Source organism: Mycetocola lacteus, from assembly GCF_003667575.1.
In the GTDB taxonomy this organism is placed as follows: Bacteria; Actinomycetota; Actinomycetes; order Actinomycetales; family Microbacteriaceae; genus Mycetocola; species Mycetocola lacteus.
Window position 1 is genome coordinate 80,701 of sequence record NZ_RCUY01000013.1, and the last position, 12,425, is coordinate 93,125.

The following is a 12,425-nucleotide window of genomic DNA, read 5'->3' on the forward strand; positions in this document are numbered from 1 at the left end:
GTAATATCGCCCGAGAGGTCGAAATATGACATTTTCGGCGGGCGTCCCCGAGCCAGGAACACCGCGTGTAAGAATGGCCGCATGTACCTGTCGATCACCCTCACCGGCACCCACGCCTCGGGGCTGAACCACCTCCTGCACAAGCACCCCGATCGGGTGCATCGGCGTGAAAAGAACGGCAGCACGGCCACCGTGTTCACCCCGGTTTTTGAGCCCGATCGCGTTACCGTGGGGCTGCTGCTTGAGATCGACCCGATCGCGCTGGTGCGCGGACGAGGAGCCGCACGGGATTCGTTTACCCTCGGCCAGTACGTGAACGACCGGCCCTATGCGGCCAACTCGCTGCTCGCGGTCGCGCTGAGGCAGAGCTTTTCCACCGCGTTTGCCGGGAACTCCACGGCCCGTGCAGACATCGTGGACATCCCGCTTCCGCTGCGCTTCGAGATTCCCGCGCTGCCCGGAGACTCGCTGATTCGCGAGCTGTTTGAGCCGCTGGGATGGCGGGTGAGTGAAACCGAGGTGCCGCTGGATCCCGAAATTCCCGCCTGGGGCGAAGCCGCCGTGCGCCGGGTGGTCCTGGAACAGGACATCGTGCTGGCCCGCGCCCTCAGCCAGTTCTACGTTCTGTTGCCGGTACTCGACGGAGCCAAGCACTACTGGGTGGATCAGAGTGAAACTCAGACGCTACTGCGTCACGGCGGCGACTGGCTCGCGAGCCATCCCCGGCGCGAGCTCATTCTGCGACGCGCACTCATCCATCAGGGCGAGTATGTGGATGAGGCGACCGCGGCCCTGGATGGTGCGGCGGATGCACCGGACGCTCAGGGCACACCGGGTGCACAGGCCACGCCAGCCACCGGTTCGGCGGCGGGCGCGACCGGTTCCGCGGCTAACATGACCGGTTCCGCGGGGAGCGCGACCCCGCGCATCTCCCTCGCCCGTGAGCGACGCGACGGCATCCTGGCCCGGCTGCGCGAACTCCCGGTGTCCACCGTGGTCGACATGGGATGCGGGCAGGGCGCGCTGCTGAACGTCCTGCTGCGGGATGCTCGTTTCACCCGCGTGATCGGCGCCGATGTGTCCCCGAGCGTGCTCGCCCAGGCCGAACGTGCGCTGGGCTTGGACCGGATGCCCGAGACGCAGCGAGCCCGGCTGGAACTCGTCCAGTCCTCGCTCACCTACCGAGATGACCGCCTGGCTGGGGCCGACGCGATGGTCCTGATGGAGGTCATCGAACACCTAGACACCGAGCGCCTACCCCGGCTCGAACTCGCCGTCTTTACCCATGCCCGGCCCGCCCATGTGCTGGTGAGCACCCCGAATGCCGAGTACAACGTGCACTATCCGGGCCTGGCTCCCGGAGCATTCCGCCACACCGATCACCGCTTCGAGTGGACCCGCGCCGAGTTTGCCAACTGGGCCGAACGGGTGGCCGCCGAGCACGGTTACCGGGTCAGCTATTCCGGTCTGGGCCCCGAGGAACCCGCCACGGGTGCCCCGACCCAGCTCGCGACCTTCACCCGGGAAGGCAGCGCATGAGCACCCACCCGGCGACTCTACCCGGCGACCTTTACCCAGTTGAGCACCGCATGAGCACCCTGGGGCTGCTCCCCCGGCGCATCCGCATGAGCACCATTAGCCCCCTCCCCACCGATTTCCGAGGAGTATCCGCATGAGCGAGTCCATCACGCCGACCGAGGTGCGTATTCCCGAGGTGTCGCTGGTCCTGCTGATCGGCGCCTCCGGCTCGGGAAAGTCCACGTTCGGGCGGGAGAAGTTTGCCCCGTTCGAGGTGGTGTCCAGCGACTTCTGTCGCGGCCTGGTCGCCGGGGATGAAAACGATCAGTCTGCCAGCAAGGACGCCTTCGACGTACTCGAGTACATCGTGGGCAAGCGCCTGGCCGCCGGCCGGCTCACCGTGGTGGATGCTACCAACGTGCAGCCGGGCTCACGCGCCTCGCTGATCAATCTGGCCCGCGCCCACGATGTGCTCCCGGTCGCGATTGTCCTGGACATGCCCGAGCGGGTCTGCCGCGAGCGCAACCGCACCCGCCCCGACCGTCAAAATTCCGACGCGGTCATCACCCGACAGCGCGATGCCCTCCGCCGCTCCCGTAAGTCGATGGGCCGTGAGGGTCTGCGTGGTGTTCACGTGCTCTCCTCCCCCGAGGAGGCGGAAGCCGCGGTCATTGTGCGCGAGAAGCTGCGCACCGATCTGACCGATCAGCACGGACCCTTCGACGCGATTGGCGACGTCCACGGCTGCCTGAGCGAGCTGGAAACCCTGCTCACTACCCTGGGCTATGCCCTCACCCGGGATGATGCCGGTCGCCCCATCGACGCCGAGCATCCCGAGGGACGCCGGGTGATCCTGCTGGGAGACCTGGTGGATCGCGGCCCCGATTCGGTGGGCGTGCTGCGTCTGGCGATGGGTATGCACGCCGCCGGCCACGCACTGGTGGTGCCCGGAAACCATGAGCAGGCGCTGATCAATGCGCTGGGCGGCAAAAAGGTCAACCTGTCCCACGGGCTGGGCGATACCCTGGCCCAGCTCGCCGCCGAGCCGAAGGAGTTCACCGACGCTGTGCGCGCCTGGCTGTACTCGCTGGTCTCGCACCTGGTGCTGGATGACGGCAACCTGGTGGTCGCGCACGCGGGGCTCAAGGAGGCCTATCACGGGCGCAGCTCGGGCCGGGTGCGCAGCTTCGCGCTGTACGGGGACACCACCGGGGAGGTGGATGAGTATGGCCTGCCGATCCGTCTGCCCTGGCAGCGTGACTACCGCGGATCCGCCGTGGTGCTCTACGGTCACACCCCGATGCTCACCCCGCGCTGGGTCAACAACACGCTGTGTCTGGACACGGGCTGCGCCTTCGGTAATGCCCTCAGCGCGCTGCGCTATCCCGAACGCGAGATTGTCCAGGTGCCGGCCGAGCGCACCTACGCCGAATCGCGGCGTCCGCTGGGCGACCCCGAGGACGTGCCGGTGCCCGCGGGACAGAGTCCCGCCGCGGCATCCGCGACCGCGCCCGAACAGGCCACGGTGCCCGCGACCTCAACCGCACCGGCCCCGGGATCCGAACCCACACGCGCCGACGGCTCGGCACCCGCGTGGGCCGAGGGCACAACGGCCGGATCCTCCGACGACACGGCACCCCCACACACCGAGGCGGGAACCCAGGATCGGTCAGCTCCGGGAAACGCATCGCTGCTCGGTCGGGCCCAAGCCACCCGCCCTCCCCGCGAGCGCGCCGCCGATGAGCTGCGCCTCGACGACGTCCTGGGCCGCCGCTCAATCGAGACCGGGCTGCACGGCCGGGTCGCGATCCGCTCGGAGAACGCCGCCGGTGCCCTGGAGGTCATGAGCCGCTTCGCGCTCTCCCCGAACCTGCTGCCCACCCTGCCCGCGACCATGGCCCCCGTGGAGACCAGCCGCGAGGCAGGCTACCTGGAGTATCCCACCGAGGCGTTTGCCGGATATCTGGCCGCCGGGATCACCGACCTGATCGCCGAGGAGAAGCATATGGGCTCCCGCGCCCACGTACTGGTGTGCCGGGATGCGGATGCGGCCGCCCGGGTGCTGGGTACCTCCGCGGATACCACCGGCGCGGTCTTTACCCGCACCGGTCGTGCCTTCTTCGATTCGCCCACCACCGAGGTGCTGCTCGGCCGGATCCGCACCGCGGCCGACACCGCCGGTCTCTGGGACACCCTCGACACCGACTGGCTGCTGCTGGACGGTGAGCTGCTGCCCTGGTCGCTCAAGGCCGAGGACCTTCTGCGCGGCACCTACGCGGCCACCGCCGCCGCGGGTCGGGCCAGCCTCACAACCGCCGGGGACGACCTGGCCCGCGCCCTCGCCCGCGGGGTCGAGGTCGAGCCGGAGGCCGAGCGGACCGCATCCCGGCTCGGTCACATCGAGGACTTCGCCGCTGCCTACCGTCGTTATGTCTGGCCGGTGGAGGGTCTGGACGGTGTGGAGTTTGCCCCGTTCCAGCTGCTCGCCTCCCGCGGGGCCGTTCATCATGAGCGCGATCACGGCTGGCACCTGGACATTGCCGACGCCCTGGTCGCCGCCGACCCAACAACGTTCCGCACCACCCGGCGGCTGCGCATCAACGCCGCCGACCCCGACGAGGTAGCGGCCGCCACCACCTGGTGGCTGGAGCTGACCGCGGCGGGCGGGGAGGGCATGGTGGTGAAGCCGTTTGCCGGCACCAGCTTCGATAAGCATGGGCTCGTGCAGCCCGGGCTCAAGGTGCGCGGACGCGAGTATCTGCGCCTGATCTACGGTCCCGACTATACCGATCCGAGCCAGTTGTCTCGGCTGCGCGATCGCCACCTGGGTCTGAAGCGTTCCCTCGCGCTGCGCGAGCATGCCCTGGGCATCGAGGCACTCACCCGGTTTGTCCAGGGCGAGCCGCTGTGGCGGGTACACGAGGCGGTTTTTGGCATTCTGGCATTGGAATCCGAGCCGGTGGATCCGCGACTCTGATTCGCGCCGGGCGGCCCCAACGCTACCGTTCGTTTACCCACGAAGCGTAAACTAACCAAATGGAATTTGCGCTCATGCTCGTGGTTGGTGTGTTCATTCTCGTGCTGGTGAGCGTCTTCGCAAACCGGCTGGGGGTGGCGGCACCGCTGATCCTGGTGGTGGTGGGCGTGGGGATGAGCTTCCTGCCCTGGCTGCCGCCGGATTTCCACATCGACCCGTGGATCATCCTGGTGGTGGTGCTTCCCCCGCTGCTGTATTCCTCGGCGGTGAACGTGCCGCTGATGGACTTTAGGCGGAACCTGCGCCCGATCGGCTGGCTCTCCATCGTGCAGGTCATCGTGACCGCACTGCTGGTGGGCCTGATCATGAACGCGCTGATCCCCGACCTCGGCTTTGCCCTGGGTGTGGCCCTCGGTGCCGTGGTGAGCCCAACCGATGCGGTGGCCGCCACCTCGATCGCCAAGCGGTTAGGTCTCCCCACCCGACTGGTCACCCTGCTCGAGGGCGAGAGCCTGGTGAACGACGCATCGGCCCTGGTGCTGCTGCGCACGGCCGTGGCCGCCACCGCCGGTGCCGTCTCGATCTGGGGTGCCCTGGGCGACTTCCTCTACGCGGCGGCCCTGGCCATCGTGATCGGTGTGATCGCCGGTTACGTCACCGTGTGGATCCGCTCGAAGATCAACGACCCGGTACTCAACACCGCGCTGTCCTTTGTGGTTCCGTTTGTGGCCTATATTCCGGCCGAGGAATTCCACGCCTCGGGTGTGCTGGCCGTGGTGGTTGCGGGTCTGATCACCGGCCATCGAGGCGCCCGCTACTTCCGCGCTCAGGACCGGGTGAGCGAGCGATTGAACTGGCGTACGGTGCAATTCCTGCTGGAAAACGGCGTGTTCCTGGTCATGGGAATGCAGCTGAACAGCCTGCTCGGCGATGCCCGAGCCGGGGTCACCGGTACCTGGTGGACGATCGCGATCGGCCTGATCATCACCGCGACCCTGATCATCCTGCGCTTCCTGTTTGTCACCCCGATGATCTGGGGCCTGCGCTCCGAGGAACGCCGCGCGGCGGCGATGCAACCACGGATCGAGAGCGTGCGATCAAAGATCGAGGAGGTGGACAGCGAACGCTGGGATGATGCCCGCAAGGATCGTGCCCGCCGCCTGCTCGCCCGGCGCAGCGCCGATATCAGCTTCCTCACCAACGAGGGTCTGGGCTGGCGCGGTGGCGCGGTCATCGCCTGGTCCGGAATGCGCGGCGTGGTCACCCTGGCCGCCGCCCAGTCGCTGGATCTCAACACCCCGCACCGGGCCGAGCTTGTGCTGATCGCCTTCACCGTGGCGTTTGTCACCCTGATGCTGCAGGGCGGAACCCTGCCCTGGGTGATCCGCAAGCTGGGTGTCTCGGGCCCCACCGCCGAGGCCGAGCAGCGCGAACTCCAGTCGCTGATGGCCGAGATCAACCAGGCCAGCGATGCCGCCCTGGCCAGCCCCGAGCTGCGCCGTCCCGACGGCAAGAAGTTCTCCCCCGAGCTGCTTGAACGCACCCGCAAGCAGGCGGCCGTGCGTGCCGAGTGGACCGCCAAGGTGGAGCAGGAGGATGCCGAGAACGGCATGAGCATCAGCGATGAGTTCCGGGCCCTGCGCCGGGTCATCCTTGATGCCCAGCGCAACGCCCTGCTGGATGCCCGCTCGACCGGAAACTACAGCTCCCCGCGCCTGGCCGCCGTGCAGCACCTGCTCGACAACGAGGACATCCGGCTCTCCCCCGGGGAGCAGGGCCACTAGGCCCCCGCCTTCCGCACATAACAAAACGTCCGCCCCGGCAACGGGACGGACGTTTTGTTATTGGCGTGGGGTGCCGGGCTGCTAGCCGTGCGAGGCCTGGATGCTGCGCAGGCGCTCGAGCACCTGGTCGCGCAGATCCTGCGGGGCCGATTCCTTGCAGGCACGCTGGATAACCTCGGTCAGGGTGCGGGACAGATCCGCCTCTCCCTGGCAGGACGGGCAGGTTTCCAGGTGCGCCCGGATGTCCGCGGCGTCGGTCTTGCAGACCTCGTTACGCAGATACTCTTCCAAATTTGTTTTGGCCGCTTCGCAGCCGCAGTCTCCACTCATTGACCGCTCCTTGCCTCTGAGGGGATCGAAATCCCACGTTCGATTGCATAGTCCGCGAGTAGCTCGCGGAGGAGGCGACGCCCCCGGTGTAGTCGGCTCATGACGGTCCCAACCGGGGTCTTCATGATGTCGGCGATTTCCTGGTAGGCAAAGCCCTCCACGTCCGCCAGGTAGACGGCCAGGCGGAAGTCCTCGGGAATCGCCTGCAGCGCTTCCTTCACCGCGCTGTCGGGCATCCGGTCGATGGCCTCGGCCTCGGCCGAACGCGAGGCGCGCGCGGTGGTGGACTCGGCCCCGCCGAGCTGCCAGTCCTCAAGATCATCGATCGTGCCCTGATAGGGCTCGCGCTGCTTCTTGCGGTACTGGTTGATGTAGGTGTTGGTGAGAATCCGGTACAGCCACGCCTTGAGGTTGGTCCCCTGGCGGAACTGGCCAAACGCCGCATAGGCCTTCACGAAGGTTTCCTGCACGAGGTCTTGGGCGTCCGGCGGATTCTTTGTCATCCGCATCGCGGCACCATAGAGTTGGTCAAGGAAGGGCAGTGCCTGTTCCTCGAACAACGCCCGGGGGTCGTCGCCCGCGGGGGGATTCTGGGATACTTCGTCTTCTGACATCGCAACCCAGTCTACGTCGAGTGCGGTCCCGGGGTCTGGAAGGTCGCCAATTACCTCCGCAAACTGGTCCCGCACCGGGGTCTGAACTACCACCCGTCCACCTTTCCTCGCTTAGTGCCGCTAGATTAGGTAAACAATGCTTGAGTCACAGTATTCCGCGCCCGAGTTCGATATTTACGGTGTCAACCGCCCCGGCGGCGAGCCCGGAGACTGGCCCGCGCCGGTTGCATCCGCGCCAATCCGCGCCACGGTGCCCCTGCCAGGGTCCAAATCCCTCACCAATCGCGAGCTGATTATTGCCGCGTTGGCGAACGGTCCGACCCTGCTGCGGGCGCCCCTGCACTCGCAGGACAGCGACAATATGGTCGCCGCGCTGCGCGCCCTGGGTGTCAGCATCACCGAGGTGGCCCCGGCCACCGAGGGCGGCTTTGGCAACGACCTGAAAATTGTGCCCGCCGAGGAGCTGCTGGGCTCGACCACCGTGGACTGCGGCCAGGCCGGTACCGTGATGCGCTTCCTGCCGCCGGTGGCCGCGCTCGCACTTGGACCGACCACGATCGACGCCGATGCCTCCGCGCGTCGCCGCCCGATGAACACACTGATCCAGGCGCTGCGCGCGCTCGGGGTCGACATCAACGATGACGCCCGCGGCACCCTGCCCTTCACCGTGCACGGCACCGGCGAGGTGCGCGGCGGCCGGATTGAGATCGACGCCTCCAGCTCCAGCCAGTTTGTCTCGGCCCTGCTGCTGGCCGGATCCGCGTTCACCGAGGGTGTACACGTGGTGCACACCGGCGAGCGCCTGCCGAGCATCCCGCACATCGACATGACCATCAGGGTGCTCGCCGAGCACGGCGTCGAGGTCACCTCCCCGGCCACCGGCGAGTGGATCGTGGCCCCGCAGACCATCCGCGCCCAGGACGTCACGATCGAGCCCGACCTCTCCAACGCCGCCCCCTTCCTGGTGGCCGCGGTCGCGACCGGCGGCACCGTGTCGGTGCCGAACTGGCCCGCCGAAACCACCCAGGTGGGCGCCCACCTGGCCGAGCTGCTGCCGCAGTTTGGTGCCACCGTGACCTATGCCGACGGTGTGCTGACCGTCACCGGCCCCGACACGATCGTGGGTGCCGACATCGATCTGACCACCGGCGGCGAGCTCGCTCCCCCGCTGGCCGCCCTGGCCGCGCTGGCCTCCACCCCGACCACCCTCACCGGCATCGGGCACATTCGCCACCACGAGACCGACCGCCTGGCGGCCCTGCGCACCGAGATCGAACGTCTCGGCGGACAGGTTGAGGAGCTTGAGGACGGCCTGCGGATCACCCCGCAGCCGCTGCACGGCGGCCAGTGGCTGAGCTATGAGGACCACCGGATGTCCACCGCCGGCGCGATCATCGGCCTGGTGACCCCGGGCGTGGAGATCGAGAACATCGGGGCCACCGCCAAGACCATGCCCGACTTCCCGCAGATGTGGGCGCGCATGCTCGCCGGAACCGTGGACCCGACCCGGGCGGTCCAGGCATGATCCGCATCGGCCGACCCACCAAGGCACGCGCATGAGCTGGTGGGATGAGGTTTCCGGCCCCGATGAGGACGACGACTACATCGATGAGTCCTCGATTCGCACCCGACCCAACCGCAAGGGCACACGTCCGCGCACCAAGGTACGACCGAGCCACAGCGACGCCCAGACCGGGCGCATCGTCGCGGTAGACCGCGGCCGCTACCAGGTCATGGTGGACGAGAACGGTGCCGATGAGCGCACCATCACCGCCTCGCGCGCCTCCGAGCTGCGCAAGCAGGGCATCGTCGCCGGCGACCGGGTGGACCTCGTGGGTGACCTCTCGGGTGACGACGGCACCCTGGCCCGGATCGTCCGCATCCAGGAGCGCAGCACGCTGCTGCGCCGCTCGGCGGATGACACCGACGAGGTCGAGCGGATCATCGTGGCCAACGCCGATCAGATGCTGATCGTGGTGGCCGCCGCCAACCCCGAGCCGCGCGCCCGCCTGGTGGATCGCTACCTGATCGCCGCCTACGATGCCGGGGTCACCCCGATGCTCGTGGTCACCAAGACCGACCTGGCCGACCCCGAGGAGTTCCTGGCGAACTTTGTCGGCCTGGACATCCCGGTCTTCACCAGCCGCACCGACTCGATGCCGCTGGAAGAGATTCATGCGGCCCTGCGCGGCCACTCAACCGTGTTTGTGGGCCACTCCGGTGTGGGCAAGTCCACACTGGTCAACGCACTGGTTCCCAGCGCTCAGCGCGCCACCGGGCACGTGAACGCGGTGACCGGGCGCGGTCGACACACCTCCTCCTCCACGGTGTCCTACCGGATCTCCGATTCCGAGGGTGCGGGCTGGGTCATCGACACCCCGGGTGTGCGCTCCTTCGGGCTCGGCCACATTAACACCGACAACATTCTCAAGGCCTTCGGCGACTTCGCCCAGGTGGCCGACACCTGCCCGCGCGGATGCACGCACCTCGAGGATGCCCCCGACTGCGCGATCGCCGCGGCCGCCGCCTCGGGCGAGCTGGGTGAGGCGGGTCCCGCCCGCCTGGACTCGCTGCAGCGTCTGTTGAAAACCTTCGCCAAGCGCGCCGAGCCCGAGAGCTAGGACACACACGGCCGGGGCCGGGGAGCACATGCTTCCCGGCCCCGTTTGTGTCTGCGTCCCCACTCGTGTCCGTCGGCCGTGCTGGGTAGGCTTATGGCATGACCGATTATCCTCGTCTCGCACTCGGCGACACCGCACCCGATTTCACCCTGCTCGACCAGGACGGCCAGCCCGTTCACCTCGCCGATCTGCGCGGCAAGAAGGTCATCCTGTATTTCTACCCCGCCGCAATGACCCCCGGCTGCACCACCCAGGCCTGCGACTTCCGCGACAACATCGCCTCGCTCGGTGCCGCCGGCTACACGGTCATCGGCATCTCCAAGGATGCCCCCGGCAAGCTCAAGACCTTCCAGGAGCGCGACCACCTGCCCTTCCCGCTGCTGAGCGATGAGAACCTCGCGGTGCACCAGGCCTACGGTGCCTACGGCGAGAAGAACAACTACGGCAAGATCATCCTGGGCACCATCCGCTCCACCGTGGTGCTGGATGAAAACGGCGTGGTGACCCTGCCCTGGTACAACGTCAAGGCCACCGGCCACGTGGCCAGCCTGCGCAAGAAGCTCGGCATCGACGCCTAAACGCCGTACCCAAAAAGCCGGGCCGATCTGAATGATCGGCCCGGTTTTTGTTGCGCCCGCCATTCCTCGGCGGCGAGGTTCTGTTGTGCTGGCAGGTTCCGGCGCCGAGGTTTTGTGATTCGGGCGGTTACCGGGCGGCGACGGTTTTTGTTATTCGGGCTCGGTACTGCCCGGTTCCGGCGTCCGCTCGGCCTCGATCCGGCGCAGCCAGCCGCTCAGGATACGCTCCAGATCCGCACGATCCTGCGCATCCAGTCCGGCCAGCAGACGCTGCTCCTCGGCCACGTGCGCGGTGTAGGCCGCATCGATCAGCTTCCGGCCCGCGGGGGTGAGCGCGATGACCCGGCCGCGGGCATCGCCCTCGGCGGTGCGCCGGGTGATCAGGCCCGCACGCTCCAACCGGTCCACCCGCTTGGTCATCGCGCCGGTGGTCACCATGGTGTTGTGGGCGAGGTCCGAGGGTGAGCGCTCGAAGGGGGTGCCGGCTCGGCGCAGGGTGGCAAGCACGTCGAAGTCGCCCTCACCGAGGCCGAAGCGCGCGTAATTGGCCAGGATGTCCACCATCAGGAAGCTGCCCACGCGGTGCAGGCGTCCGATGACGCCGAGCGGGGAGACATCGAGGTCCGGGCGCTCGGCGGCCCAGGCTGCCTGAATCCGGTCGACGTGATCCGGGGTCTCGGGGGAAGTCATGCCCCTAGCCTAACCCAGAACCGGAGATAGTTTCCATGGAAAGTGTTACAGTACCTTCCATGGAAACTAATTTGCGCTGGATCTTGATCACGGCCATAGCCCCGATCCTCTGGGGATCCACCTACTACGTCACCGCGCACCTGCTGCCCGCCGACTCCCCGCTCTGGGGCTCGGCCATTCGCGCGCTGCCCGCCGGACTGATCCTGCTGGCGATCAGTCGGAAGCTTCCGCGTGGATCCTGGTGGTGGCGCTCACTCGTGCTGGGCACGATCAACATGGGGGCGTTCTTCGCCCTGGTCTACGTCGCCGCCCAGCTCCTGCCCACCAGCATCGCCTCGACGATCATGGCGACCGGACCGATCGTGATGATGCTGGTCGCCTGGGCGCTGATCCGCGAGCGCCCGAAAATCATCGCGGTGGTCGGGGCCGTTCTCGGGCTCGCCGGCGTCGCGATCATGCTGGGTGGGGGCGGCGGCGCGATCAGCACGCTCGGGGTCCTCGCCTCGGTGGCCGCCATGGCCCTCAGCGCGTTCGGCTTTGTCCTCGCCAAGCGCTGGGCCGGGCAGGTGGACCCGCTTTCGCTCTCCGCCTGGCAGCTGATCGCCGCGGGCCTGGTTCTGCTGGTTGCGGCAGCTCTGGTCGAGGGTGCACCGCCGGCCCTCACCCCGAACATGCTGTGGGGATTCGGCTACGTCTCCATCCTCGCCACCGCGCTCGCCTACACCGCCTGGTTCACCGGCCTCAAGCACCTCAGCGCGGGCAGCGTGGGCCTGATCGGCCTGCTCAACCCGGTGGTTGGTGTCCTGCTGGGCACCGTTCTGGCGGGCGAATCACTCACCCTGCAGCAGATTCTCGGGCTGGCCCTGATCCTGGTGGGCATCGTGCTGGGGCAGCCAATCATCGACCGCTTCCGGGCGCGCAAAAACACCGCCCGCTCCGCCGTGACGACCTCAACACAGGCGGCGGCATCCGCCACACGGGACTAGCGGCGCTGGCTGCGGTAGCGAGCTTCCTCGTCGGGATCCTCATGCCGCAGCACCGCCGTGACCGGCTTGGAGAGCAGCAGCGCGATCGCGATGACCGAGGGGATGAGGATCGCAATACCCGCAAGCGGCTGCGCGGTCTCACCCTGGAACGCACCCACGGCAATCGCCAGCTGCAGGACCTGCCAGATCAGCGCGCCCGCCCGCACCCAGCGCGCCAGGCGCAGCGAGGCGATAAAGAGGGCGACCACCCAGAGCGCACCGGCGGCCACCAGCACGGTGAGCGCGATCGCGGTGGGCATCGAGGTGGCTCGCTCGGTGAACAGATCC

The 12,425-nt window shown here is 67.8% G+C and carries 11 protein-coding genes; 7 read left to right on the top strand and 4 right to left on the bottom strand.

The genetic code is table 11. The features are described from left to right. Positions 1-81: 81 nt before the first annotated feature. The 3 genes from D9V34_RS14405 (at position 82) to D9V34_RS14415 (ending at position 6,279) form a co-directional block, all read left to right on the top strand. Positions 82-1,539 carry a 3' terminal RNA ribose 2'-O-methyltransferase Hen1 gene (locus D9V34_RS14405; protein ID WP_121689190.1) on the top strand — a complete coding sequence of 486 codons (1,458 nt, stop codon included), beginning with the start codon at positions 82-84 and terminating at the stop codon, positions 1,537-1,539. Between the two features lie 133 nt (positions 1,540-1,672). Then, positions 1,673-4,495, top strand: a complete 2,823-nt coding sequence (locus tag D9V34_RS18200; protein ID WP_121689191.1) for an AAA family ATPase — start codon at positions 1,673-1,675, stop codon at positions 4,493-4,495. 59 nt (positions 4,496-4,554) lie between these two features. Further along, positions 4,555-6,279: a cation:proton antiporter gene (locus tag D9V34_RS14415; RefSeq protein WP_121689192.1), complete on the top strand. Its 1,725-nt coding sequence runs from the start codon at positions 4,555-4,557 to the stop codon at positions 6,277-6,279. Positions 6,280-6,360: 81 nt separating this feature from the next. On the opposite strand, the gene rsrA is transcribed toward D9V34_RS14415, so the two are convergent. Both rsrA and D9V34_RS14425 read right to left on the bottom strand, forming a co-directional pair. Continuing rightward, complete coding sequence (gene rsrA, locus D9V34_RS14420; protein ID WP_030148920.1) at positions 6,361-6,609, bottom strand: mycothiol system anti-sigma-R factor; 249 nt, start codon at positions 6,607-6,609, stop codon at positions 6,361-6,363. Then, a complete protein-coding gene (locus D9V34_RS14425; protein WP_051701974.1) occupies positions 6,606-7,223 on the bottom strand; it encodes a sigma-70 family RNA polymerase sigma factor in 618 nt (205 codons plus the stop codon). The genes rsrA and D9V34_RS14425 overlap by 4 nt, the downstream gene beginning before the upstream one ends. A gap of 136 nt (positions 7,224-7,359) precedes the next feature. Here D9V34_RS14425 and aroA point away from each other — a divergent pair, with 136 nt between their 5' ends. From aroA to bcp, 3 genes are all read left to right on the top strand, one after another. After that, entirely contained in the window at positions 7,360-8,748 is a 1,389-nt protein-coding gene (aroA, locus tag D9V34_RS14430; RefSeq protein ID WP_121689193.1) for a 3-phosphoshikimate 1-carboxyvinyltransferase, read from the top strand. A 31-nt stretch (positions 8,749-8,779) separates the two neighbouring features. After that, on the top strand, positions 8,780-9,844 hold the full coding sequence (gene rsgA, locus D9V34_RS14435) for a ribosome small subunit-dependent GTPase A (RefSeq protein WP_121689194.1): 1,065 nt from the start codon (positions 8,780-8,782) through the stop codon (positions 9,842-9,844). 98 nt (positions 9,845-9,942) lie between these two features. Beyond that, complete coding sequence (gene bcp / locus D9V34_RS14440; RefSeq protein WP_030148924.1) at positions 9,943-10,422, top strand: thioredoxin-dependent thiol peroxidase; 480 nt, start codon at positions 9,943-9,945, stop codon at positions 10,420-10,422. Between the two features lie 150 nt (positions 10,423-10,572). Here the strand turns inward: bcp and D9V34_RS14445 are convergent, their stop codons facing one another. Beyond that, the gene (locus tag D9V34_RS14445) at positions 10,573-11,112 is read right to left on the bottom strand and encodes a MarR family winged helix-turn-helix transcriptional regulator (RefSeq protein WP_121689195.1); all 540 of its coding nucleotides are present in this window, start codon (positions 11,110-11,112) and stop codon (positions 10,573-10,575) included. A 59-nt stretch (positions 11,113-11,171) separates the two neighbouring features. Here D9V34_RS14445 and D9V34_RS14450 point away from each other — a divergent pair, with 59 nt between their 5' ends. Beyond that, the gene (locus D9V34_RS14450; protein ID WP_183091987.1) at positions 11,172-12,098 is read left to right on the top strand and encodes a DMT family transporter; all 927 of its coding nucleotides are present in this window, start codon (positions 11,172-11,174) and stop codon (positions 12,096-12,098) included. Here the strand turns inward: D9V34_RS14450 and D9V34_RS17880 are convergent. Further along, positions 12,095-12,425: hypothetical protein (locus D9V34_RS17880; protein WP_121689197.1), on the bottom strand; the 331-nt coding region annotated here is incomplete at its 5' end. The two genes, D9V34_RS14450 and D9V34_RS17880, sit on opposite strands and share 4 nt — an antisense overlap.